General features: G+C 59.1%; 27 protein-coding genes and 2 tRNA genes. 13 read left to right on the forward strand and 16 right to left on the reverse strand.

Going from position 1 to position 24,171, the window contains the following annotated elements; all coding sequences use genetic code 11:
- Positions 1–86: 86 nt before the first annotated feature.
- The 3 genes from ATU_RS08815 to ATU_RS08825 all read right to left on the reverse strand — a co-directional run bounded on the left by ATU_RS08815 (position 87) and on the right by ATU_RS08825 (position 2,824).
- Positions 87–830 carry a glycosyltransferase family 25 protein gene (locus ATU_RS08815; protein ID WP_010971875.1) on the reverse strand — a complete coding sequence of 248 codons (744 nt, stop codon included), beginning with the start codon at positions 828–830 and terminating at the stop codon, positions 87–89.
- A 133-nt stretch (positions 831–963) separates the two neighbouring features.
- Positions 964–2,226 carry a YcbK family protein gene (locus ATU_RS08820; RefSeq protein WP_035258631.1) on the reverse strand — a complete coding sequence of 421 codons (1,263 nt, stop codon included), beginning with the start codon at positions 2,224–2,226 and terminating at the stop codon, positions 964–966.
- A gap of 157 nt (positions 2,227–2,383) precedes the next feature.
- Positions 2,384–2,824 (reverse strand): VOC family protein, encoded by a 441-nt coding sequence (locus tag ATU_RS08825; RefSeq protein WP_010971878.1) that lies wholly within the window; start codon positions 2,822–2,824, stop codon positions 2,384–2,386.
- 192 nt (positions 2,825–3,016) lie between these two features.
- Between ATU_RS08825 and ATU_RS08830 the strand changes: the two genes are divergently transcribed.
- Positions 3,017–3,595 carry a cold-shock protein gene (locus ATU_RS08830; protein WP_010971879.1) on the forward strand — a complete coding sequence of 193 codons (579 nt, stop codon included), beginning with the start codon at positions 3,017–3,019 and terminating at the stop codon, positions 3,593–3,595.
- Entirely contained in the window at positions 3,595–4,077 is a 483-nt protein-coding gene (locus ATU_RS08835) for a DUF192 domain-containing protein (RefSeq protein WP_035258632.1), read from the forward strand. The genes ATU_RS08830 and ATU_RS08835 overlap by 1 nt, the downstream gene beginning before the upstream one ends.
- A 60-nt stretch (positions 4,078–4,137) precedes the next feature.
- Here the strand turns inward: ATU_RS08835 and ATU_RS08840 are convergent, their stop codons facing one another.
- Positions 4,138–4,386 (reverse strand): BON domain-containing protein, encoded by a 249-nt coding sequence (locus ATU_RS08840; protein ID WP_003522642.1) that lies wholly within the window; start codon positions 4,384–4,386, stop codon positions 4,138–4,140.
- A 213-nt stretch (positions 4,387–4,599) separates the two neighbouring features.
- Here ATU_RS08840 and ATU_RS08845 point away from each other — a divergent pair, with 213 nt between their 5' ends.
- Together ATU_RS08845 and ATU_RS08850 are read left to right on the forward strand one after the other, a co-directional pair.
- The gene (locus ATU_RS08845) at positions 4,600–4,869 is read left to right on the forward strand and encodes a DUF982 domain-containing protein (RefSeq protein ID WP_006314278.1); all 270 of its coding nucleotides are present in this window, start codon (positions 4,600–4,602) and stop codon (positions 4,867–4,869) included.
- Positions 4,870–5,079: 210 nt separating this feature from the next.
- Positions 5,080–6,222 (forward strand): ceramide glucosyltransferase, encoded by a 1,143-nt coding sequence (locus ATU_RS08850; protein WP_010971881.1) that lies wholly within the window; start codon positions 5,080–5,082, stop codon positions 6,220–6,222.
- 52 nt (positions 6,223–6,274) lie between these two features.
- Here ATU_RS08850 and ATU_RS08855 read toward each other — a convergent pair.
- Positions 6,275–6,351 (reverse strand) — tRNA-Pro (locus ATU_RS08855).
- A gap of 269 nt (positions 6,352–6,620) precedes the next feature.
- Here ATU_RS08855 and ATU_RS08860 point away from each other — a divergent pair.
- On the forward strand, positions 6,621–6,926 hold the full coding sequence (locus ATU_RS08860; protein WP_010971882.1) for an ETC complex I subunit: 306 nt from the start codon (positions 6,621–6,623) through the stop codon (positions 6,924–6,926).
- A 42-nt stretch (positions 6,927–6,968) separates the two neighbouring features.
- Positions 6,969–7,045: transfer RNA gene (locus ATU_RS08865), tRNA-Arg, on the forward strand.
- 55 nt (positions 7,046–7,100) lie between these two features.
- Here ATU_RS08865 and ATU_RS08870 read toward each other — a convergent pair.
- Both ATU_RS08870 and ATU_RS08875 read right to left on the reverse strand, forming a co-directional pair.
- Positions 7,101–7,319 (reverse strand): hypothetical protein, encoded by a 219-nt coding sequence (locus ATU_RS08870; RefSeq protein WP_006314133.1) that lies wholly within the window; start codon positions 7,317–7,319, stop codon positions 7,101–7,103.
- A gap of 130 nt (positions 7,320–7,449) precedes the next feature.
- Complete coding sequence (locus tag ATU_RS08875) at positions 7,450–7,872, reverse strand: Rrf2 family transcriptional regulator (protein WP_006314131.1); 423 nt, start codon at positions 7,870–7,872, stop codon at positions 7,450–7,452.
- 174 nt (positions 7,873–8,046) lie between these two features.
- On the opposite strand from ATU_RS08875, the gene ATU_RS08880 reads away from it, so the two are divergent.
- On the forward strand, positions 8,047–9,018 hold the full coding sequence (locus ATU_RS08880; protein ID WP_200170469.1) for an alpha/beta fold hydrolase: 972 nt from the start codon (positions 8,047–8,049) through the stop codon (positions 9,016–9,018).
- A 180-nt stretch (positions 9,019–9,198) separates the two neighbouring features.
- Here the strand turns inward: ATU_RS08880 and ATU_RS26550 are convergent, their stop codons facing one another.
- Positions 9,199–9,354: a hypothetical protein gene (locus ATU_RS26550; protein ID WP_006314129.1), complete on the reverse strand. Its 156-nt coding sequence runs from the start codon at positions 9,352–9,354 to the stop codon at positions 9,199–9,201.
- Positions 9,355–9,591: 237 nt separating this feature from the next.
- On the opposite strand from ATU_RS26550, the gene ATU_RS08885 reads away from it, so the two are divergent.
- The 4 genes from ATU_RS08885 (at position 9,592) to ATU_RS08900 (ending at position 13,178) form a co-directional block, all read left to right on the forward strand.
- Positions 9,592–10,890: an efflux RND transporter periplasmic adaptor subunit gene (locus tag ATU_RS08885; protein ID WP_010971885.1), complete on the forward strand. Its 1,299-nt coding sequence runs from the start codon at positions 9,592–9,594 to the stop codon at positions 10,888–10,890.
- A 14-nt stretch (positions 10,891–10,904) separates the two neighbouring features.
- Positions 10,905–11,624, forward strand: coding sequence for an ABC transporter ATP-binding protein (locus ATU_RS08890; protein ID WP_010971886.1), 720 nt, complete (start codon positions 10,905–10,907; stop codon positions 11,622–11,624).
- Entirely contained in the window at positions 11,614–12,822 is a 1,209-nt protein-coding gene (locus ATU_RS08895) for an ABC transporter permease (RefSeq protein ID WP_010971887.1), read from the forward strand. Before ATU_RS08890 ends, ATU_RS08895 begins: the two co-directional genes overlap by 11 nt.
- Before the next feature lie 65 nt (positions 12,823–12,887).
- Positions 12,888–13,178, forward strand: a complete 291-nt coding sequence (locus ATU_RS08900) for a hypothetical protein (protein WP_010971888.1) — start codon at positions 12,888–12,890, stop codon at positions 13,176–13,178.
- Between the two features lie 202 nt (positions 13,179–13,380).
- On the opposite strand, the gene sufA is transcribed toward ATU_RS08900, so the two are convergent.
- From sufA to ATU_RS08935, 7 genes are all read right to left on the reverse strand, one after another.
- Positions 13,381–13,770, reverse strand: coding sequence for a Fe-S cluster assembly scaffold SufA (sufA, locus tag ATU_RS08905; RefSeq protein ID WP_010971889.1), 390 nt, complete (start codon positions 13,768–13,770; stop codon positions 13,381–13,383).
- 111 nt (positions 13,771–13,881) lie between these two features.
- Positions 13,882–14,265: an SUF system Fe-S cluster assembly protein gene (locus ATU_RS08910; protein ID WP_010971890.1), complete on the reverse strand. Its 384-nt coding sequence runs from the start codon at positions 14,263–14,265 to the stop codon at positions 13,882–13,884.
- A 37-nt stretch (positions 14,266–14,302) separates the two neighbouring features.
- The gene (locus ATU_RS08915) at positions 14,303–15,553 is read right to left on the reverse strand and encodes a cysteine desulfurase (RefSeq protein ID WP_046033563.1); all 1,251 of its coding nucleotides are present in this window, start codon (positions 15,551–15,553) and stop codon (positions 14,303–14,305) included.
- Positions 15,546–16,817, reverse strand: coding sequence for a Fe-S cluster assembly protein SufD (gene sufD, locus ATU_RS08920; RefSeq protein ID WP_010971892.1), 1,272 nt, complete (start codon positions 16,815–16,817; stop codon positions 15,546–15,548). The genes ATU_RS08915 and sufD overlap by 8 nt, the downstream gene beginning before the upstream one ends.
- A gap of 22 nt (positions 16,818–16,839) precedes the next feature.
- Positions 16,840–17,595, reverse strand: coding sequence for a Fe-S cluster assembly ATPase SufC (gene sufC, locus ATU_RS08925; RefSeq protein WP_003522658.1), 756 nt, complete (start codon positions 17,593–17,595; stop codon positions 16,840–16,842).
- Between the two features lie 72 nt (positions 17,596–17,667).
- Positions 17,668–19,137: a Fe-S cluster assembly protein SufB gene (sufB, locus tag ATU_RS08930; protein WP_003507956.1), complete on the reverse strand. Its 1,470-nt coding sequence runs from the start codon at positions 19,135–19,137 to the stop codon at positions 17,668–17,670.
- A gap of 198 nt (positions 19,138–19,335) precedes the next feature.
- Positions 19,336–20,505: a cysteine desulfurase family protein gene (locus ATU_RS08935; protein WP_010971893.1), complete on the reverse strand. Its 1,170-nt coding sequence runs from the start codon at positions 20,503–20,505 to the stop codon at positions 19,336–19,338.
- A gap of 211 nt (positions 20,506–20,716) precedes the next feature.
- Between ATU_RS08935 and ATU_RS08940 the strand changes: the two genes are divergently transcribed.
- Complete coding sequence (locus ATU_RS08940; RefSeq protein ID WP_003495402.1) at positions 20,717–21,394, forward strand: alpha/beta hydrolase; 678 nt, start codon at positions 20,717–20,719, stop codon at positions 21,392–21,394.
- A gap of 240 nt (positions 21,395–21,634) precedes the next feature.
- On the opposite strand, the gene ATU_RS08945 is transcribed toward ATU_RS08940, so the two are convergent.
- Positions 21,635–22,756, reverse strand: a complete 1,122-nt coding sequence (locus ATU_RS08945) for an anhydro-N-acetylmuramic acid kinase (protein WP_035258373.1) — start codon at positions 22,754–22,756, stop codon at positions 21,635–21,637.
- Positions 22,757–22,904: 148 nt separating this feature from the next.
- On the opposite strand from ATU_RS08945, the gene tyrS reads away from it, so the two are divergent.
- Positions 22,905–24,158 carry a tyrosine--tRNA ligase gene (gene tyrS / locus ATU_RS08950; protein ID WP_010971895.1) on the forward strand — a complete coding sequence of 418 codons (1,254 nt, stop codon included), beginning with the start codon at positions 22,905–22,907 and terminating at the stop codon, positions 24,156–24,158.
- Positions 24,159–24,171: the final 13 nt, after the last annotated feature.

The following is a 24,171-nucleotide window of genomic DNA, read 5'->3' on the forward strand; positions in this document are numbered from 1 at the left end:
TTGACGCGGACAGGTCATAACATTCCCATCAGAGCGCGCGATTGGTTGCGCTATGTTTCGGCCCTGCCGGCTCAGGACGACCATCCCTACCGATAGGCGTAGATGTACCGCGCGATATTGTCGTAAAAGCTGGAAAGATAGGCGGGAACCCGCTTCAAACGGGCGAACTTGCTGCCCCTATATTCGTCGCGTGTGCCGACCAGCGTATCCGGGTCGCCGAATGGCAGGAAATCCTTATCGGTGATGTAGACCTCGGTGCCATAACCCCAGCCGCATTCAAGAGCCCGGTCGAAGGGCAGCGTCATCCTTCGTGCCGCCTTAAGAAAACGCTCCGCAGCCCTGCGGGAGATGATGTAGCAGGCAGACGAGCCCTGCGGGCCATAGATGCATCGGCCGAACGTATCGCCAAGGGCGCTGGTTTTGCGAGCCTTGAAGCCCTTTCGACGGTGGTTGGTCAGTTTCACGATGGCGTCGTCGGGCATCGCCGCAACCATGGCCTTGACCCGTTCCGAGAAATCCGGCGTGAAGGCAACGTCATCTTCGACGATCACGGCGACAGGCGCATCGGTCGCGAGGAAGGTTTCAAGCGCTTTGATATGACTGGCGTAACAGCCATATTCTCCCGGCAGGGCGTGGCGGCCATTGCGCAGCTCAAAGCCGCGCCGGTCGAAATCCCGCCAGTCATCAGGGGAAATGGTCTTGCCGTCCACCCCCTCTACTGGCCGCAGGTCGAGACCGAGGCCGGAGGCGCCTTCCAGCATCTTCTCCAGCCGCGCCCGTGCGCGCGCAATCGAAACGATATAGATCGGGAAAGTCGAGACAGGCTGCATTCGCAAGGCACCATAAGCGGGACATAACGAACCGCCTCCTATAGCAAGCCGGGCCATCCGTCCATGCGGCTGCGATCTCCAGTCTTATCGGAAGGTGCGCCGAATGGCCGTGATGCCGAAAAAACGAGCGGGCTTATTTGCGCGCGGCGGTTCGGCGGCAGCGCCAGTTCCAGTCCCGCGCTTCGCCGGTATCCATATGCACTGACTCAGTGTGGCAATAGGTGCCCACGCCGCCACGATCCGGCAGGGAACGCAGATAGGTGGCGAGTTCCCATTTGGAAACACCCTTGATCTGGATGTCGGCGGCATCGCAAGTGTAGTGCTTGGAGCCCTGCCTAATTCCCTTCGGCGGGCGATAACCGGAGGTGACGATCGCCGGACTGTTATAGTGACGCTCCACATCCTTGATCATCCGTACCAGTTCCGGCTTGAAACAGCCGACTTCGACGTGGTCCGTCTGCAGGAAAAGCCCGTTCGGGGAAACGCGGGTGAGGCCGGAAAGCGAGGCGAGCTTCATCAGGCCGTTGGGCTGGTCATCCTCTTCATCGAGGTGAGCGTCGTCGAATTCCTCGGACATCATCGAGCGGCCGGAAAGCGCAATACCCATCGACCCGTCAGCCGCTCCGGACAAGGCGGCAACCTCGGTGTTACCGGCCGTGCCGCTTTCGATCATTTTCGGCAGACGCTTCTTGGCGGCACCGGCGAAAAACGCCGCAAGCGTCAGGCTCCTGCCCTCGCCTTCCCGCCCCTCAACCGTCGCTCCGGCATTGGTGGCAGGCTGTGCAGCCGCGCGCTGTTCCGGCTGCGGCACCGGCACGGCGGCGGGCTGACGATTTTCGCTATGCTGTTCCGGCGGCACCTGAGCGGCTACCGGAACAGCGACCGGCGCGGCAACGGGCTGCGGCTGGGACGGCTGTATCGGCGCGGAATAGACGCTGCTGACGGCAGGAATGATTTTCTGGGCGGAACCGCCCTGGGCTGCGGCCATGCCTTGAGCGGCTGCAGAGCCGGAATGCGTCGCTGTTGAATAGATGCTGGACGTTCCGGCGGAAATCGCCGTCGGCTGCGTCGTCAGTCCGCCTATATCGGCGGCTGCACCATAACCCTGTGCGGGACTACCGGGCGCCTGGTGCTGGGCCGGAACGTTGTTTACGCCGGCCGCCGATGCGACGGCGGGATCCACATAATGCCCCGGCTGCGCGCCGGTCGCCGGCGAAGCAACGGCTGCTGCGGCCGTCTGCGGCTTGTGCTGTGCGGCGATTTCCGGCTTCTTTGTCGTGGCGGCCATCTCGTCATCCGTCACCGCCGAAACGCAACCGGAAAGCCCGAGCAGCGAAACCGCGACGACAAAACGCTTACAGGAAAGGCGTCCTTTCGCATTCTCTGCAGTTTTCATGGATGGCCTCCGTATCTTGCATTTTCACCAGCAGCACGGCAACGGAATCGTGCGCTTCCCCGAAACGGAACAGGCCGTTTTTGATTCGCGGACTATGCCTCATCCCCTCGGGACAAGGCAAGTGCGCGAAAAACCGCCCGTATTCGCTCAAAAAACCCTACCAGGAACCGGTATTCTGCATAGATATCCACGGTTCGGCTGGTGCGAGGCTTTCGCCTTTCTGCAAAATTTCGAATGAAATACCATCAGGTGAGCGCACAAAAGCCATGTGCCCGTCGCGCGGCGGCCGGTTGATGACGATGCCGCTCTGCTGAAGACGCGCGCAGAAGTCGTAGATATTGTCGACTTCATAAGCGAGGTGGCCGAAATTGCGGCCGCCAGTATAATCCTCGGTATCCCAGTTATAGGTCAGCTCCAGGCACGGCGCCTTGTTTTCCTTCGCCGCAGCAATGTCGTCGCGGGCGGAAAGAAACACCAGCGTAAACCGACCTTTTTCATTCTCGATTCGGCGTATTTCCGTGAGACCCAGAAGGTCGACGTAGAATTTAAGTGATTCGCCAAGGTCTTTGACGCGAACCATCGTGTGCAGATACCGCATTTTATTCCTCTCCATTACACGGGTCCGAAGCCGTTAAACGCACGATGGCAAGCCCCGGACAAGGACGGCGACATAAAAGCAGGTGCGTAAATCAAAAACTAGGGCTTGCGTGAAACCGTTACCAAGATGTTAATCTGGCGCACAGGAATCAGTTGACCGGTGTATGGCGCGTAATCGAGGGGTTGGCAGGATATGGCTGATAGGATGTCATCGAAAACGATAGTCGATGTCGAGGACCTTTCGGGCGATGCCGTCGACCTGACCGAAATCACCGGCGTCGTGAAATGGTTCGACGTCGCCAAGGGTTTCGGCTTCATCGTGCCCGATAACGGTACACAGGATGTGCTGCTGCACGTCTCGTGCCTGCGCCGCGACGGCTACCAGACCATCCTTGAAGGCACGCGCATCGTCGCCCTCATCCAGCGGCGCGACCGCGGTTTCCAGGTTTTCCGCATCCTGTCCATGGATCAGTCGACCGCCGTTCACCCGTCGCAGCTGCCGCCGGTGCGCACCCATGTGCAGGTGACGCCGCATAGCGGGCTTGAGCGTGCCATCGTCAAGTGGTTCAACCGCACCAAGGGTTTCGGTTTCCTGACGCGTGGCGAAGGAACGGAAGATATTTTCGTGCATATGGAAACGCTGCGCCGTTTCGGCCTGACGGAACTGCGCCCCGGCCAGGTGGTGCTCGTGCGTTACGGCGATGGCGACAAGGGCCTGATGGCAGCGGAAATCCATCCCGATAACCCGGTTTCCATCGGGATGTCGCATTGATGTCCGGCCTGCGTCCCATGCTGAAAGGCGCCGTCATGGCGCTTGTTTTTTTCACGCTAGCCGGCGCCGCACAGTCTCAGGAACGCCAGACATTCACCTCCGAGCCGCTTACCATCGAGACGACCTCGGGTAAAACCCAGGACTTCGTTGCCGAACTGGCACTGGACGACGCCCAGCGCTCGCAGGGCCTGATGTTCCGCAAGTCCATGCCGCCAGAAAACGGCATGCTTTTCGATTTTGGTGAAACACGCGCCGTCGCCATGTGGATGCGCAACACCCTCATCCCGCTCGATATGCTGTTCATCGCCGGTGACGGCCGAATCACCCATATCCATGAAAACGCGGTTCCCCATTCGGAAGCGATCATCAGCTCCCGCGGGCCCGTGAAATTTGTGCTTGAGCTGAATGGCGGCGCCGCGAAACGTTATGGCATCAAGCCTGGCGACATGGTCCGCAGCGCGCAGATCGGCAACCGGAAATAACATTGCCACGTTATTGTGTCTGAATGAGCCGGACGACCTGTCGCCCGGCTGGCGCAATAATTAGTAAACCGGCTCGATATGGCTCAAAATCCGGCAATTGGAGATGGAAGCGGCAAGATTGATGGCGATGTCGATCGCCTCGACCGAATCGGCCGTGCCTTCCAGATAGATCACGTCATTTTCGACGGTTGCGGAAATGCGCGACTTTTCGAGACCCGATTCGAAGGCCAGCGCCGACGTGATTGCTTGGCATACGCCAGCCATGCGGTCTCCGAAGAAGCTTTCCTGAATGCCTGACAAATTGAACATATGCGTTCTCCTTCTTATGGACACAACAACGCCCCAAGGGCGGTTTTGTTCATCTCCGGTTCATCTATTTGTTCATCTTCCATTCATCTTGGAAAATTGGAACCCCCTTATCGATCACATTTTAGGTGATCGGGAACCATTTCGTGAGGCAAGCATTTCGCGCATGGGAGCAAACACCGCCATGAAGGCGCGTGAAACAGGGAGGAAAATGACATGCTGATCAACAGAACAGAGCCGTGTCACCACGCCTCGTGGATGAAACCGGTGGCCATCCACCTGCCGCTTTGCGTCGCCGTGGAGATCTACAGCCCGCTGGTGGCGCTCGACATGCTGATGTACCGCTGGCCCGAGGAACATGGGCCTGAATATGAAGAAGCGCGCAGAAACTGCCTCAATGCCATTGCCGGCAAATGTGACATCGAGATAGCACGGGAATCGTTTCTCGTTGCAAGCAGTCATGCCCATATCCTGAACGTCCACTAAAAGTCACTGACCGTCATGATGATTGAGCCCTTCTTCATGAAGGGCTTTTCTTTGCGCGAGGCTCCCGCAGCGCTTTCATGCACGGCGCAGCCTCCCGCCTGCCGATCATGACATGTAACTGTCACGCAAACGTTATAATCGGCAGAGACGAATTCCATGGAATCGATTGGCGGGTGAACCGCCGAAAGCTTGGGAGTGGAACTGGCCAGCATGGAAACCGTCTTTGCCCTTTGCGCAATTATGCTCCTCGCCTTCAATCTTCTCGGCATTGTTCTCGCCGGCTGGCGACTGACGAGACGGGACGCGGAAAACGATCTTGTCCGGCAAAAGCCGCCGGTCTCGCTGGTGGTGCCGCTACGCGGCGTCGAAAACTTCACGCCGCTGACGCTCTCGCGTGCCTTCGGGCTCGACTGGCCGGATTACGAGTTGCTGTTCTGCGTCGCGGACGAATTCGATCCCGTGATCGCGGAAGTCCGCAAAGCCGCCGCCGCATTTCCCTCGGTCTCCATGCAATTGCTGATCGGTGACGACCGCGTCAGCGCCAATCCGAAGCTGAACAATTGCGTCAAGGGCTGGCGCGCCGCCAAATATGAATGGGTGATTCTCGCCGATTCAAACGTGCTGATGCCGAAATCCTATATAGCCACCATGATGTCGGCCTGGCGGCCGGATAGCGGGCTGGTCTGCTCTCCGCCGCTCGGTTCCCGCCCTGTGGGATTCTGGGCCAATGTGGAATGCGCCTTCCTCAATGGCTCGCAGGGCCGCTGGCAATATGCAGCGGAAGCGATCGGCATCGGTTTCGCACAGGGCAAATCGATGTTGTGGAACAAGCCGTTCCTGGAGGACCGTGGCGGCATTCGCGCACTCGCCGCCGAAATCGCCGAGGACGCCGCCTCGACGAAGCTGGTGCGGAGCGCCGGCCGCAAGGTGCATCTGGTCTCCGCCCCGTTCGAGCAACCGCTCGGCCAGCGCCATGCCGGCGAAATCTGGTCACGCCAAACCCGCTGGGCGCGGCTGAGACGCGTGACCTTTCCGCAATATTTCGCACCGGAAATCCTGACCGGCGCGCTGCCGCCGCTTCTTTTCGCGCTTGCCGCCACCGCCATGATGGATGTGAACCTCGCCGCGACCGCCTCTGTCGTCCTAGCCCTCATGTTCGGCCCGGAACTGGCGCTCGCTGCCCTCAATGGCTGGCCAGTGTCGCTCTATACGCTGCCGGCCATGATCGCCCGCGACCTGATCATGCCCGTCGTCTGGGCGCGCAGCTGGATCGGCAGCGCGGTGGCCTGGCGCGGCAATGTCATGACGATCGGGACGGCGGAGAGTACTCTGGCGGGTCCGCCTGCGGAATAATTGAGAATATTTCCTGGGAGTTACGCCGGAAAGCTGATGTTCAGCTTTAAAATGGTCGGAGTGGAGAGATTCGAACTCCCGACCCTCTGGTCCCAAACCAGATGCGCTACCAGACTGCGCTACACTCCGCCGAGGCGATGGCTGGGGAATACACGGTTCACCTGAAGTCCGCAACAGGGAAATTCATCTTTGTTCAGTCATGGCCTAGATCGGCAAAATCCGCGGCCGGCGTGGCGGCGGTGGGATAAGGAAAGCGCGGGATAATCGTCTTGACTCTCACCTGAAGTCAGTCCATTTCAAATTCAACGTTCCTGACACGATTTGGTTATTCTATTCAGGTACGTGAAGAATAATTCGGGGATGTAAACACCCCACTGTCCAACCGGAGCAGTTTCGACATGTCTGCGAAGATTTACCGCCCTGCAAAAACCGCCATGCAATCCGGCACGGCAAAGACCAATGTCTGGGTTCTGGAATTCGACGCCGAAGTTCCGCGCAAGATCGATCCGATCATGGGCTACACCTCCAGTTCCGACATGAAGCAGCAGGTCAAGCTGACATTCGAGACGCAGGAACAGGCCGAAGCCTATGCACAGCGCAAGGGCATCGAATACCGCGTCATCCTGCCGAAGGAAGCAACCCGCAAGGTGGTTTCCTACACCGACAATTTCCGTTTCAACCGCACCCAGCCCTGGACGCACTGAAACACTATAGTTTTCGCCGGCAGCATCGCTGCCCGGCATGACGGCCCCTTAGCTCAACTGGATAGAGCAACTGCCTTCTAAGCAGTAGGTCGCAGGTTCGAGTCCTGCAGGGGTCGCCACCGCTTCTCAAATTATCGATGAAAGACAACTAGTCGGGTCTGAAGCAGCACGCAATCAGTCTGCGTTTGCATCGCGGTTGTTCTTCATCTTTCTCCATTTCACGAGATAACCGAAACCCGGCCCTATCAGCATCCCGCCGATAACCCACTCGACCAGGGTCAAGGGTCGCTCATCCGGATCGTGGCCAGTGACGTAGAGAAAGAGAAAAAACGCGACCACGCCGCCGGTCAGGAGCGTGAGCGGAAAAAGCACACTGTCGCGAAAACCTTTCATACATTCCACTCCCTTGGCCGTGTTGATAAAGGTATTGGGTATGAGCCTTTTGGCAAGCGGCTATTACGGCGGCGACGGCAAGTTATCGCTTCGGCAACATTGCGCCAACAGTGGACATAACCATTCCTACTTACTTCGTCGCGACGGCTGTTTCAGCGATCTGTGCTAGCGTTGTTTCCGAGTAGGCCGTTCTCAACGCAGCTTCAGCCAAGCAATGCGCACGTTCGAGGACGGCGTTCGAAGCGCGTTCGACGGGGCAATTTGGATGGTCTTTCGACAATGGTGCGGGGAGCATTTGACCTTCGACCAAAGCACGCTGAACATCAAGCACAGTGATCTGATCAAGCGAACGGATCAGCTTCCACCCGCCTCCGCGGCCACCTTCCGATACTACGATGCCGCTCTCGCGGAGGGCTCCGAGAGTGCGGCGAACGACCACTGGGTTTGTGTTCAGCATCTGCGCAATCCGTTCTGATGTCTCCCTGCCTCCTAGCAGCCCCATGTGGACCAGCACGTGTAGCATCCTTGCAAGACGACCATCGGTCTTCATCATCAATCTTTCTGCAACAATTTTTGTTACGGTATCTTGACCGCCACAATCAATGCGTAACATATATTGTTACGAAAAACGAGGCAAGTCAGTATGCTTCGTAGAACCTTCATCGCCCTGGCAGCGCAACTCGTTGTCTACGGTTCCGTCAAACGGGCATTAAGTCATGAGGCTCCTATGAAAGACACTATCATTTCGACAGCTACGATCAGCATAAGCCTCATTGAGGCTGGACAAGGTCCGCTGGTCTTGCTCTGCCACGGCTTTCCTGAAACCAAATATGCTTGGCGACACCAGATCGAGGCATTCGCGCGCGCAGGCTACCGTGTCGTTGCGCCCGACATGAGAGGGTACGGGAAGACAGAAGCTCCGGAGCGTCCAGACCAATACACCGTTTTCCACACGGTAGGCGACCTTGTGGCACTTCTCGATGCTCTCGGCGAACAGCAAGCGGTCGTGGTCGGGCATGACTGGGGCGCAACAGTGGCGTGGCAGGCTGCACTCATGCGGCCTGACAGGTTCCGTGCCGTCGTTGCCTTGAGCGTGCCGATGATGGGTCTGCCGCCTATGCCTCCTTCGCGGATATTCCCTCAGGATGACAAAAGCTTGTTCTACACGCTTTATTTTCAAGACCCTGATGGAGCCGAAGCCGAGTTCGGCCGAGATGTCGCCCTGACGTTACGCAAGCTGATCTTCGCGGCAAGCGGCGAAGCCGGTCCCCGCTTGCCCGGTGACAGCACCCCCAATCCTTTCGGCATGGTCTCGCGGTCCATGGGGCTGTTAGAAAGCCTGCCGGAGCCCGCTGCGCTGCCAGATTGGTTGCCCGCCCCCGACTTCGACCGCATGGTCCGGGACTTCCAGGCATCAGGCTTCCGAGGCGGTTTGAACTACTACCGAAACCTCGATCGGAACTGGGAACTGCAGCGTCTCGCCGCTGGCCTGAAGATCACGGTTCCTGCGCTGTTTATGATCGGCGAAAGGGACACTGGTCTCAGCATTCCGGGAATGGATCAGATCATTGCGGAAATGCCGACGCTTGTTCCCGATCTCCGCGGATTGCATACCATTTCTGGGGCGGGCCATTGGCTTCAGCAAGAGAGGCCAAAAGAGGTCTCGACGGCGATTTTGAGGTTTTTGGAAAGCATATAGGCGACATTAGTTGTTGCTTTGTGACGGCGCCGCGGTGTCTGCTCTGGGCCAATAGCCGTCACCAGAATCAGCGGCGCCACCTAAACCTCAATCGCCTCCAGAAACACCCGCTTTAGCCGACTTGCACACTTGCGCCTTCCATCCTGCCCAAAGCAAAAGCGCCAACGCCGGCCCTTTCGCCTACCCCTGCCCCATCAGCGTGAAGTAGCCCCAAGCCGCCACAAAAAACGCGACGACAGCCACAATCGTCAGCGCCTTCTTCGCTTTCGGCCCCATCGGCTGGCGCGGTTTTTTCGGCGGCGCCGGTTTGCGGAACTTCACCACATTGTCGTTCATTTCATCATCGTCCTGAATGTCACTGCTGAAACCTTAGCCGTCTCTGTGGCATCGGTCTTTCCAATACCTATCTCTAGCAGACCAGAACTATCATAAATATTACCAAGTTTTCACTTCACCCTTGAGGCAAGCTATGTCACTTCCCACAATCAGAGGAATACACAGCGACGGACGGATGGACAAACCGCAGAGCGGAAACAACCCTCTGTGGTATTTTGAATTTTGCGGGTGAAGAGAATGAATGACGCCAACGGCAATGGCCGCGATACACCAGACAGCCAGCCCGATCTGCGTGAGATTCTGGGAACGAACAGAAACGGCCGCAAGAAGAAATCGCGTCGGTTTCTTTATATCGCGGCGGCCATTGTGCTGATTGGCGGCGGCCTTGGATATTATTATCAGTCGCGCGCGGCGGGTGTTGCCTACAACTATACCACGGAACCTGCACGTCAGGGCGATCTTTCCGTCATCGTCACCTCTACCGGCTCGGTGCAGCCGACGGATCAGGTCGATATATCGAGTGAATTGTCCGGCACGGTGCGCAAGGTCAACGTCACCTACAATACCCCGGTAAAATCAGGCGATATTCTGGCGGAGCTCGATACCAACAAGCTCGAAGCCGATGTGCAGAGCGCCCGCGCCAAACTCGCCTCCGCCAAGGCCAACGTGCTGAAGGCGCGCGCCGATCTCGGCTCGGCAAAGACATCCATGGAGCGCCTGCGGTCGCTGGTGCAGAGCCGGGTGTCCAGCCAGCAGGATCTGGATGCCGCACAGTTCACCCACGATGCGGCGGCCGCGACGTTGCAGGTCAACGAGGCAACCGTGCTTTCGGCGGAAGCGGATCTGCGGCTGGCCGAGGTCAATCTCGGCAAAGCCAAGATCGTCTCGCCCATCGATGGCGTCATCCTCACCCGCAGCGTCGATCCCGGCGCCACCGTCGCCTCCTCGCTCAACGCCCCTGTTCTGTTCACGATCGCCGGCGATCTGCGTCATATGGAATTGCAGGTTTCGGTGGATGAGGCGGATGTCGGCAAGGTCGAAACCGGGCAAAAAGCGACGTTTAATGTCGATGCCTATCCCGACCGCAGTTTCCCAGCCGAAATAGAGACGGTTCGTTTCGCCTCGGAAACCGTATCCAATGTGGTGACCTATAAGGGCATATTGACTGTCGATAATGCCGAACTGCTGCTGCGCCCGGGCATGACGGCAACGGCCAATATCATCGTCGAGGAAATCAAGGACACACTGCTGGTGCCTAATTCCGCGCTTCGATACACGCCACCGCGCGAATCCGCTTCCCGTGGCGGCGGGTTGATGAGCCTTTTCCGCCCGCCCCGCATGGGCCGCTCGCAGAACCGCGACGCCGGACAGGCCGCAACAGGCAAAAGAACGGTCTGGGTGCTGCGCAATAACGCGCCCGTCGCCGTCGCCATCGAAACCGGCTCCACCGACGGCCAGCACACCGTGGTCAAATCGGGAGAGCTGAAAGCCGATGACCAGGTGATTACCGACGCTACGACCCGCAACGCTGGCTGACGGGAGAGAACCGCATGCAACAGCCGCCGCTCATCGAATTCCGCAATGTCGTCAAGCAATATGGCCGCGGCGAAGCGACGATCCGCGCGCTCGATGGTGTCAGCCTTTCCATTCGTGAAAAGGAATTCGTCGCCATCATGGGGCCATCGGGCTCGGGCAAATCCACCTCGATGAACATCATCGGCTGTCTGGATGTGCCCACGGCTGGCGAATATCTGTTTCAGGGCGTGCCGACCAGCGGCTTCGACAATGAGCACCTGACGCTGCTGCGCCGCCACATGCTGGGTTTCGTGTTTCAGGGCTTCAATCTTCTCTCACGCACTTCGGCGGTGGAAAATGTCGAGCTGCCGCTGGTCTATCGCGGCATGAAGGCCTCCGAACGGCGCGCCCGCGCCATGGAGGCCCTGGCACAAGTCGGCTTGAAGGGTCGCGAGGATCACACCACGCAGGAGCTTTCCGGCGGCCAGCAGCAGCGTGTGGCCATTGCACGGGCCATCGTCACCCGCCCCGCCCTGCTCCTGGCTGACGAACCGACGGGTAACCTCGACACGAAAACCAGCAACGAGATCATGGAACTGATCACGGCGCTCAATCGCGACAGGGGCATCACGGTCGTCATGGTCACCCATGAAGAGGATATTGCTGCCCACGCCGGACGCCTGTTGCGCTTTGTCGATGGCCACCTCGCCTCCGACAGCGCGGCCGACGAAAAGGAGACATCCGATGTTCTTTGAAACGTCACGTCTTGCGCTGCGCGCCATCAGCCGCAACCTTTTGCGCTCTTTCCTCACAGTGCTTGGCGTCGTCATTGGTGTGGCCGCCGTCATCGCCATGGTCACCATCGGCAATGGCACGACGGAACAGGTGAAATCGGAACTGTCGCGGCTCGGTACCAACATGCTGTTCGTGCGCCCCGGTCAGTTCGGCCCCGGCCGCGCCAGCACCGAGGCGAAACGTTTCGATGACCGCGATGTCGAGGCCATCCGCAACCAGATATCAGGCATCCGCGCCGTCGCGCCACAGAACCGCAGTTCCGCGGCCACTGTCATTTTCGGCGGCAAGAACCACCAGACGAGCGTCATCGGCACCACCAACGATTACCTGATCGCCCAGGACTGGACCATCGCGCTCGGCCGCGACTTCCAGCCCGCCGAAGATCGTGGCGGCCAGATCGGCTGCATCATCGGTGAAACGGTGCGCCAAGAACTGTTTGGCGCGGAAAACCCTGTGGGTCAGACCATTCGCGTCAGCAATATCTCCTGCCCCGTCATCGGTGTCCTCGCCAGAAAAGGCCAGTCCGGCCTCGGGGACGATCAGGACGACACCATCATCATGCCGCTCAAAATCCACCAGCGGCGCATCGGCGGCACCACCACCATCTCCTCGATCATGGTCTCGGCACAGGACGGCGTTTCCACCGCCAAGGTGCAGAGCGACCTGCAGAACCTGCTGCGTGAGCGGCGGCGCATCAACATTGGCCGCGAGGATGATTTCACCGTCAACGACATGACACAGATCGCCTCTGCCATGACCGGCACGACGACACTGCTCACCGGGCTTTTGGGTGCGGTCGCCGCCGTCAGCCTTCTTGTCGGCGGCATCGGCATCATGAACATCATGCTGGTGTCGGTGACAGAACGCACCCGCGAAATCGGCATTCGCCTTGCCATCGGCGCGCTGGAAAAACAGGTGCTGACGCAGTTTCTGGTGGAAGCCGTCATGCTGTCGGCCTTCGGCGGCATCGTCGGCATTCTGACGGGTCTCGGCCTCGCCTATAGCGTCGTCAGCTTCCTCAACGTGCCTTTCGTCACCAGCCCGTCGATCATCTTCCTCGCCTTCGCCTTTTCAGCGGCCATCGGGGTGATTTTCGGCTATTTTCCGGCGCGGCGGGCAGCGAGTTTGAGCCCGATCGAGGCGCTGCGGCATGAGTGAGGAAAGCCGTCGAGGCTGCAACGGCTTCGAGCGAATAGGTTCACAAATTGCCGGAAGGGGTTTCTATGTTCAAATCGGTATCGGACAGCGCGGCTGCCGCTGACGGCGGTTCACTCGCCCTCTTCGTGGAGCGAATGGATGGGCAGACAGAGCAGTTTGTGATCAATCGCTCTTTAGCGGCACGCGGAACGCCGGCTTACAACAAAATCGTATCGAACCTTCGACCGCTCTCCACAGACGATTGCAAGATGATCGCCGCCGCTCTCGAACCGCTATTAACGACGACGCCACCGATTCATCCGCTGGCGGATTTCATCAAAACACTCAAACAGCAGGCGTCGCACCTCGATAGCTGATTTCCGGCGACAGTCAGTTCCGGGAATCGAAATCCGACACCTCTCCTCCGTCATCCTCGGGCTTGTCCCGAGGATCTAATCACGTTGAGTAAAATCAATCAGTTGCGGATCCTCGGGACAAGCCAGAGGACGACGTCGCGTTTGGAGGAGCGCGCATACACAAGAAAAATCTGCTTCGCCGACGCACAGGGCGCGTTGACTCTTAAACGCTTGCCTCAGCCTCACGTTGCTTCGCCAGCGCCGCCAGATCGGCAGGCTTAAGCTCAACCGATTCACCGCAGCCACAAGCGGACGTCTGGTTCGGATTGTTGAAAGTGAAACCCGAGCGCATCTTGGTCACTTCAAAATCCATCTGGGTGCCCAGCAGATAAAGCACCGCAGAGGGCTGAACCCAGACCTTCGCACCGTCGAATTCAACCAGATCGTCCTTCGCATCCGCTTCGGTCACGAGGTCGATGGTATATTCCATGCCCGCGCAGCCACCCTTCTTGATGCCGACACGCACGCCCATGGCACCGGGACCGGAATTATCGACGATTGCTTTAACACGCGAGGCGGCAGCCCCGGTCATGGTCATGATCGCAAAGCCCATGGGCTCATTCTCCTTCGACAATCGAGTTCAAGGCTCGATGCTTATGGAATTCAATTTAAGTGCACCCGGCAGTGTCATCAAGAGATGACGCCTGTCAAAATCGCGTCAGTCTCAATACCAGCCGACGGCGACCTGCGCCTCTTCCGACATGCGCTCCGGCGTCCATGGCGGATCGAAGGTCATCGACACGTCAACGCCGGAAACACCTTCGACAGCGCCAACAGCGTTTTCCACCCAGCCCGGCATTTCACCGGCAACCGGGCAACCGGGCGCTGTCAGCGTCATGACGATCTTGACCATCCGGTCGTCCTCGATATCGATCTTGTAGATCAGACCGAGCTCAAAAATATCGGCCGGAATTTCCGGGTCGTAGACGGTCTTCAGCGCCGAGATCACGTCGTCGCTGAGACGCGCCAGCTCGTCGGGCGGAATGGAAGACGGCTTTGCCGCTTCTTCCGTTGCATCTTGTGTCTTTGCAGTGGCTTCCGCAGTCATGGTCTGATCCTCAATCCTGATCTCATCTATGCCGATATCAGGCGAAAAATTTGCGCGCATAGTCCAGCGCCTCAACAAGACGATCTACTTCGGCGCGGGTATTGTAAAGGCCGAACGATGCCCGGCATGTGGAGGTGACGCCGAACCGTTTCAAGAGCGGCATGGCACAATGGGTGCCGGCACGCACGGCAACGCCGCGCCGGTCAATCACCATCGAGACGTCGTGGGCATGGATACCCTCGAGTTCGAAGGAGAAGATACCGCCCTTGTCAGGCGCATTGCCGATGATGCGCAGAGAGTTGACCTCGCGCAGTCGTGTCGCAGCATAAGCCGCGAGATCTGCCTCGTGGGCTGCAATCGCGGCACGGCCGAGATTGTCCATATAATCCAGCGCGTAACCGAGGCCAATCGCCTGCACGATGGGCGGGGTGCCGGCTTCGAAACGGTGCGGCGGCTCGTTATAGGTCACATTATCCTCGGAAACGTCGAGGATCATCTCACCGCCGCCCTGGAACGGCCGCATCTCGCGCAAGCGCTCAGTCTTGCCGTAGAGCACACCGATGCCCGAGGGACCGTAAAGCTTGTGGCCAGTCATCACATACCAGTCGCAATCGATATCACGCACATCGACCGGCATGTGAACCGCGCCCTGAGAACCATCGACCAGCACCGGAATGCCGCGCTCATGGGCGATGCGGCAGATTTCCTTGACCGGCAAGATGGTGCCGAGCGCATTCGACATATGGGTGATGGCAACGAGCTTGGTGCGCTCCGTCAGGCTCTTTTCGAAAGCCTCGATGTGGAACGCGCCGTCATCATCAACAGGCACCCAGACGAGCTTGGCGCCCTGCCGTTCGCGGATGAAATGCCATGGCACGATGTTGGAGTGATGCTCCATGATCGAGATGACGATCTCGTCGCCCTCGCCGATAACAGGCATGCCGTAACCGTAAGCGACCGTATTGATCGCCTCGGTGGAGGATTTGGTGAAGACTATCTCGTCCACCGAACCGGCGTTGAGGAAACGGCGCACCTTTTCGCGCGCCGCCTCATAGGCGTCGGTGGCGGCATTGGAGAGGAAATGCAGGCCGCGATGCACATTGGCATACTCGTTGGAATAAGCATGCGAAACGGCGTCGATCACCACCTGCGGTTTTTGAGCGGACGCGCCATTGTCGAGATAGGTCAGCGGCTTGCCATAGACCTCGCGCGACAGGATTGGAAAATCCTTCCGCACGGCTTCAACGTCATAAGGGGCCGCCACTGCGGCGCGTTCGCTCTCAGGCATGATGTTCCAGCCAGCCGGAGATGATCGCCTCCAGCGCCTCTACCAGATTCTCTTCTTCCAGTTCCTCGACGATTTCAGCGACGAAGGCGTTGACGAGCATCGCCCGCGCCTTTGCCCGCGGCACGCCGCGCGCCATCAGGTAATAGAGATGGTTGTCATCGATATCGGCAACCGTCGCACCGTGACCGCACTGAACGTCGTCGGCGAAGATTTCAAGTTCCGGCTTTGCCGAGAACTCGCCATCGTCGGACATCAGCAGCGTATTGCACGCCATCTTCGCATCGGTCTTCTGGGCATCGGGTGCCACCCGGATCATGCCTTGGAAAATGCCCTTTGCACGGTCGAACACCACGTTGCGGAACACTTCCGCCGAGGTCGTGTTCGGCACGTTATGACCGAGAACCATCGTCACGTCGGTATGGGTTTCACCGCCCAGCAGGTTGACGCCGCGAACGATGAGGTCAGTGCCCTCGCCATCCACATCGATGCGCAACTCCTGGCGCACCAGCTTGCCACCGGCATTGATGACGAACAGGCGAACCTTGGCATCCGCGCCGATTTTCATGCGCAGCTGGCCAAGATGGATATCGGCGGCACCCTGTTGCTGCAGGATGATCCAGGTCACTTCCGCGCCGTCTTCAACGACGATGTCGCTGACGGAGGAAACCAGGGCCGCATCCGAAGTCACCGAAAGGTGACGCTCGATAACGGTCGCTTTGGAACCCTTGCCGAAGCGCACCGGGAAGCGGCTGTGAACCTGACCTGCACCATGGATCGCCTGCAATTCGATCGGCTTTTCGATCTCGGCATCGGCAGGAATGTCGAGCGTCAGGCCGTCGCGCACGAAGCTGCCGTTGATACGGCCGATCACGTCGTCTTTGCTCGCTTCCGCAAGGCCTGTGGCAGCCGTGCCGTCAAGCAGGCTCTCGGCAAAGCTGGAAACACTGATGTCTTCGATCTTGCCGATATTGGCCGTGCCGTGCAGCACATAGGCGACGGGCGAACCGGCGACAAGCGATGCCTGCTTGTCGATAACGGGCGCAGGCTGGTCATCCGGAATGGCGCGCAGCAGCGTTTTCAGATCAGTGTAGTGCCAAGCCTCGATGCGACGGGTCGGAAGACCGCCGGTCTTCAGATCGTCGAACAGCACGTCACGGGCGGCGACAACCGCGCCATTGCCCGGCAATTCACTGAACTTGGCGGTATAGGCGTCGATCAGCGCGGTTTCCGCTGGCGTCAGCCGGTTGGTCGTTTGAATGTTCATGGACATCACCTCCTGGCCAAACTTAGGCCGCTTCACCGATGATGTCGGCGTAACCATTGTTTTCCAGCTCCAGCGCCAGAGCCTTGTCGCCCGAGCGGATGATCTTGCCCTTGTAAAGAACATGAACGCTGTCAGGCACGATGTAATCGAGCAGGCGCTGGTAGTGGGTGATGACGACGGTGGCACGATCCGGCGACTTCAGCGCGTTGACGCCATCTGCCACGATCTTCAGCGCATCGATGTCGAGGCCGCTATCGGTTTCGTCGAGAACGCAGAGTTTTGGCTCCAGGAGTGCCATCTGCAGGATTTCAGCGCGCTTCTTCTCACCGCCGGAAAAACCGACATTCAGCGGACGCTTCAGCATCTCCATGTCGATCTTCAGGTCGCCGGCAGCTTCCTTGACGCGGCGAATGAAGTCCGGCGTCGTCAACTCGGACTCGCCACGCGCCTTGCGCTGCTCGTTCATCGCAACCTTCAGGAACTGCATGGTGGCGACGCCCGGAATTTCGACCGGGTACTGGAAGGCCAGGAAAATGCCCTTGGCGGCGCGCTCGGCGGCGTCCAGCTCCAGAATGCTTTCGCCGTTATAAAGAATATCACCGGAGGTGACTTCATAATCTTCGCGGCCCGACAGGATGTAGGACAGCGTCGACTTGCCGGAACCGTTCGGTCCCATGATGGCGGCGACTTCACCAGCGGCAACCTTCAGGTTGAGGCCCTTGATGATCTCGGTTTCGGTATCGGCGATCTTTGCGTGCAGGTCGATGATTTCAAGCATGGATTTATCCTAAGAACAGTGTGAGCGAAGGTGCGCGAGCGTCGCGCACTCAGGTGCGTATTTGGGTGAGGATTAGCCGACCGAACCTTCCAGCGAAATGCCGATCAGCTTCTGCGCTTCAACCGCAAACTCCATGGGCAGCTGCTGGATGACATCCTTTACGAAGCCGTTGACGATCAGGGCGATGGCCGACTCCTCGGGAATGCCGCGCTGCAGGCAGTAGAACAGCTGGTCTTCGGAAATCTTCGACGTGGTCGCCTCGTGCTCGAAATGAGCAGACGAGTTCTTCGCCTCGATATAGGGCACGGTATGCGCGCCGCACTTGTCGCCGATCAGCAGACTGTCGCACTGCGTGAAGTTACGCGTGTTGGTCGCCTTGCGGTGGGCCGAGACCTGGCCGCGATAGACGTTTTCCGAGAAACCGGCAGCGATGCCCTTGGCGATGATGCGGCTCGAGGTGTTCTTGCCGAGATGGATCATCTTGGTGCCACTGTCGATCTGCTGATGGCCGTTGGAGACCGCGATCGAATAGAATTCGCCACGGCTGTCATCGCCACGCAGAATGCAGGACGGATATTTCCAGGTGATGGCCGAACCGGTTTCCACCTGCGTCCACGAGATCTTCGAACGGTTGCCACGGCAATCGCCGCGCTTGGTCACGAAGTTGTAGATGCCGCCCTTGCCGTCCTTGTCGCCGGGATACCAGTTCTGGACGGTGGAATATTTGATTTCGGCATCGTCAAGCGCCACAAGCTCGACAACGGCGGCGTGAAGCTGGTTCTCGTCGCGCTGCGGCGCCGTGCAGCCTTCCAGATAGGAGACGTAAGCGCCTTCTTCGGCGATGATCAGCGTGCGCTCGAACTGGCCGGTGTTCTTTTCGTTGATACGGAAATAGGTGGAAAGCTCCATCGGGCAACGAACGCCCTTCGGCACGAACACGAAGGAGCCGTCCGTAAAGACAGCCGAGTTCAGCGTCGCGTAGAAATTGTCCGTCTGCGGCACGACCGAGCCGAGATATTTCTTCACCAGATCAGGATATTCGCGCACGGCTTCGGAGATCGACATGAAGATCACGCCGGCCTTCGCCAGTTCCGCCTTGAAGGTGGTGACGACGGAGACGCTGTCGAACACCGCATCCACGGCCACACGACGGTTTTCGACGCCGGCCAGAATTTCCTGTTCCTTCAGCGGAATGCCGAGCTTCTCGTAAACCTTCAAGAGCTCCGGATCGACCTCGTCCAGCGACTTCGGGCCGGGCGTGCTTTTCGGTGCGGCATAATAATAGAGATCGTTGAAATCGATCTTGGGATAGCTGACGCGCGCCCATGTCGGCTCTTCCATCGTCAGCCAGCGCTTGTAAGCCTCAAGACGCCATTCCAGCATCCATTCCGGCTCCTGCTTCTTGGCCGAGATGAAGCGGATCACCTCTTCCGAAAGGCCCTTCGGGGCCTTGTCGACTTCGATTTCGGTTTCGAAGCCGTATTTATACTGGTCCACATCGATCTGGCGAACCTGATCGATCGTTTCCTGAACCGCTGCCATGTCGTTCTCCAATCTCGCCGGAGCCAAGGTCCGGTGGCTTGTCAACGTATCAAGGCGGAAAGCCGCCTTATCCATCTTCGGGCAAATATCCGGGCCCGTATAAACGGGGCGGAGCTTACACCCATGTAAGTGCGGGATGGCGCTTTTCACACATCCCGGCAAGCGGAAAATTGCTATTCCGCAATTCTTTGCCGCATTTTACGCGGCCTGACCGGACAGCTTACGCCGCCCGGCAATTTTCGTGAACGCCACAAGCGTCCTGTCTATATCCGCCTCGTCAGTCGCGTGACCGAGGGAAATCCTGAGCGCGCCCAGCTTGGGATCGTGCCCCATCGCCGTCAGCACATGGCTTTCGCCCACCTTGCCCGAGGAGCAGGCCGAACCGGCCGAGAGTGCAATGCCTTCTATGTCGAAGGCGATCTGTCCCGTTTCCGCTTTCAGGCCCGGCAGGGTGAAGAACGTCGTATTGCCCACACGGGCAACATCCGCACCATGGATGATAACATCAGGCGCATTAACCCGCATGCCGTCCTCCAGCTTCGCCCGCAGCGCGCCAAGACGCGCCGCTTCACCCGCCAGGTACTCGGCCGCCACGGCAGCGGCGGCACCAAAACCGATGACCGAGAGAGTATTTTCCGTGCCGGAACGATGTCCCTTTTCCTGCCCGCCGCCATGGATCAGCGGCTTCGGCATCATCACCTCGCCGCGCGAGATGAGAGCGCCGGCACCCTTGGGGCCACCAAGCTTGTGGGACGAGAGGACGAGGAAATCCGCATCGAGATCATTGATATCGAGCGGAATGCGGCCCGCCGCCTGCACGGCATCGACAACCATCAAGCCGCCAGCGGCGTGCACGAGCCGCGCGGCTTCCGCCACCGGCTGGAGAATGCCGGTCTCGTTATTGACCAGCATGCAGGCGACCATCGGCAAGCCAGCGGATTTGTCATGCGACGACAGCAGCGCCTCAAGCGCGGTAAGATCGATGACGCCCGCTGACGTAACGGAAACTTCCGTAACGTCATCCTTCTCAAAGCGGCCGCCTTCGCGAAACGCGGGGTGCTCGATGGCGGACACGTAAAGCCGGCCATAACGCACAGGCGCGCGCCCCATTTTGAAGTCCGTCGTCAGAACCAGATTGGCCGCTTCGGTCGCACCGCTGGTGAAGGTGACATGGGATGCCTGCGCGCCGGCAAGGGCGGCGACGTCACGGCGGGCAGCCTCCACGGCGGCGCGGGCAGCGCGCCCTTCCCGGTGGACGGAAGACGGATTGCCGGCAAGATCAAGCGCGGACACAAGGATGTCCCGCACGGCAGGCAGAAGCGGCGCCGTGGCGTTCCAGTCCATATATGTACGCGTTAAACCCGTCATAGCGGAAAAGCTTCGCTCAATCTTATATGCGCCAAAACGCATTTTTCTTGAAATTACAGTTGCGCTTGCCTTATGACACGACCCGAGTGCTTGAGCACACGCAAAGTTTCGAATTATTCTAAACTGCGTTCTAGAAAAGATGACACAGTTCGTCAAGTCTTCTCATCGGAAGAATGCGGTTCGGGAATGAAAAAACACGACCGGAGTACCAATGCCCGAAGTCATTTTTAACGGCCCTGCGGGTCGCCTCGAAGGCCGTTATCAACCCTCCAAGGAAAAGAGCGCGCCGATAGCGATCATTCTTCATCCGCACCCGCAGTTTGGCGGGACGATGAACAACCAGATCGTCTACCAGCTCTTCTATCTTTTCCAGAAGCGCGGTTTCACGACGCTCCGGTTCAACTTCCGCTCCATCGGCCGTAGCCAGGGCGAGTTCGACCATGGCGCCGGCGAGCTTTCCGACGCTGCTTCCGCTCTCGACTGGGTGCAGAGCCTGCATCCCGATTCGAAAAGCTGCTGGGTCGCCGGTTATTCCTTCGGCGCCTGGATCGGCATGCAGCTGCTGATGCGCCGTCCGGAAATCGAAGGCTTCATGTCGATTGCGCCGCAGCCCAATACCTACGACTTCTCCTTCCTCGCCCCCTGCCCGTCTTCCGGCCTCATCATCAACGGCGATGCCGACAAGGTTGCGCCTGAGAAGGACGTGAATGGTCTCGTTGAAAAGCTGAAGACCCAGAAAGGCATCCTCATCACCCACCGCACCCTTCCCGGCGCCAACCACTTCTTCAACGGCAAGGTGGATGAGCTGATGGGCGAGTGCGAGGACTATCTCGACCGTCGCCTGAATGGTGAGCTTGTGCCGGAACCGGCGGCGAAGCGTATTCGGTGATTGGCGGCCCGGCATCTGGGCAGGCTTGATATCCCTTCGATAGCTCCGGCGGTGTGGTTTACCCCCCTCTGCCCTGCCGGGCATCTCCCCCACAGGTGGGGAGATCGAATCGTGGCTACCTTCCGGCCATATTCAACGGTAGAATTTCAGGCGGGGAGCAGGCATCTTGCCGATCTCCCTCCTTGTGGGGGAGATGCCCAGCAGGGCAGAGGGGGGTAAGCCACACTCACCGTCCTCAAATTACGCCCGCACCAAAACCCCACCCGTCACCGGCTCCTTCACCCCCGTAGTCCCCGGATAGGTCAGCGGCAGCCCCCTCAGCGAACGGACCGCCAGATAGGCCCAAGCCTCCGCCTCCATCGCCCCGCCATCGAAACCCGCCTCTTCCGCCGCGATCACCCGCGCGCCCTGCTTTGCAGCAAGCCCCGCTAACTCTTCCATGATAACTGGGTTAAGCCTTCCGCCGCCGCAGACCACATAGGTCTTCGCCGCTTCCGGCAAATAGCTCGCCGATTTGAGGATCGCCGCCCCCGTCAGATGCGAGAGCGTCCGCGCCCCATCCGCCAGCGATACCTCACCCTTTTGCGGCGGCACGAAATCGCTGCGGTCGAGGGAGCGGCGGATATTGGCCGAGAAGAACGGGCTTTCCATATAACGCGCCACCAGCGAGGCAACGACGCTGCCGCCTGCCGCCGTCCTGCCGCCCTTGTCGAAGGCCTTGCCCGTATGCGCCTCGATCCACTGGTCGATCAGCATATTGCCGGGACCACTGTCGAAAGCCGCAAGCCGGCCACCCTCGCCGATATAGGTCAGGTTGGAGATGCCGCCGATATTGACGAAGACGGCGGGCGTTTCGAACCCATCCGGCAGATTGGCTGACAGTGCCATGTGATAGGCGGGAATGAGCGGCGCACCCTGCCCTCCATGCACCATGTCGTTCGCGCGCATATCGTAAACCACATCGATACCGGTTTCCTCGGCCAGAAGCGCGCCGTCACCGATCTGCACGGTCAATGCCTCATCCGGCCGGTGCAGCACGGTCTGTCCATGAAAACCGATCACATCGATATCACCGACGTCAAACCGGTGCCGGTGCAGGAAGGATTTGACCGCAGCCGCGTGGGCAAGCGTCAGCTTGCGTTCAGCCTCCCCCAGATCGCCCGGACGCTCGCGCCGTTCGCGAATGGCTTTGGCTGTCGTGAGCGCCTTCTGCCAGATGCCCCGCAGACCCGGATCATAGGGAAAATAACCGCTCGGCCCGTGCCGGACCACGCTCTCGCCATCCGTGCGCAACACCGCGATATCGATGCCGTCCATCGATGTGCCGCTCATCAGCCCGATTGCCGTTTTGACCTCGCCCACGCGCCGCTCCCTTGCAATATCGAATCATGATGACGTGAATCCCGATATTCATGGCCGAAACGGGTGCACATTTCAAAAAACAATGATAAAGCCCCGGCGTTCATTGGCTTTCAATGACGGAAAAGATCAAACCAGAAAGTAAAAGGTTATGTCCAGGTTCAAGTCCGATTTCCTCCGCACGCTCGATGAGCGCGGCTTCATTCACCAGATCTCCGATGAGGCAGGTCTCGACGAACTGTTCGCCAAGGAAACCGTGACCGCCTATATCGGCTATGACCCGACGGCCTCCAGCCTGCATGTCGGCCACCTCACCCAGATCATGATGCTGCACTGGATGCAGAAGACCGGCCACCAGCCGATTTCTCTGATGGGCGGCGGCACCGGCATGGTCGGCGATCCCTCTTTCAAGGAGGAGGCCCGCAAGCTAATGACGATCGACATGATCGAGGACAATATCACCTCGCTCAAGCACGTCTTTGCGAATTACCTCGATTACGATCGTGCCGAGAACCCGGCATTGATGATCAACAATGCCGACTGGCTGCGTGGTCTGAACTACCTCGAATTCCTGCGTGATGTCGGCCGCCATTTTTCGGTCAACCGCATGCTGTCCTTCGACAGCGTGAAGACGCGCCTCGACCGCGAGCAATCGCTGTCCTTCCTCGAATTCAACTACATGATCCTGCAGGCCTACGATTTCGTGGAGCTGAACCAGCGCACGGGCTGCCGGCTGCAGATGGGCGGTTCGGACCAGTGGGGCAACATCATCAACGGCATCGACCTTGGTCACCGCATGGGGACACCGCAGCTTTACGCGCTGACCTCGCCGCTTCTGACCACCTCTTCCGGCGCGAAGATGGGCAAGTCCGCATCTGGCGCGGTGTGGCTGAACAAGGACCTGCTGCCGGTCTATGATTTCTGGCAATACTGGCGCAACACCGAAGATGCTGACGTGGTTCGCTTCGCGAAACTCTTCACCACCCTGCCGATGGATGAGATCGCCCGCATTGCCACGCTTGGCGGATCTGAGATCAACGAAGCGAAGAAAATCCTCGCAACCGAAGTGACGGCGATCCTGCATGGCCGCGCTGCGGCGGAAGAAGCCGCCGAAACGGCGCGCAAGACCTTCGAGGAAGGCGCGCTTGCCGAAAACCTGCCCTCCATCGAGGTTCCGACATCCGAACTCGATGCTGGTGTCGGCGTCCTGTCGCTCATCGTCCGCGCCGGCCTTGCGAGCTCGAATGGCGAAGCCCGCCGCCATGTTCAGGGCGGCGCGGTGAAGATCAACGAACAGGGCGTTTCAGACGAGCGCCAGATAATCGGCACCGGCGAAGTGACCGGTGACGGCGTCATCAAGCTGTCGGTCGGCAAGAAGAAGCACGTTCTGGTTCGCCCGGCGTAAAACCAGCGCCAAA

Source organism: Agrobacterium fabrum str. C58 (genome assembly GCF_000092025.1).
Classification (GTDB): domain Bacteria; phylum Pseudomonadota; class Alphaproteobacteria; order Rhizobiales; family Rhizobiaceae; genus Agrobacterium; species Agrobacterium fabrum.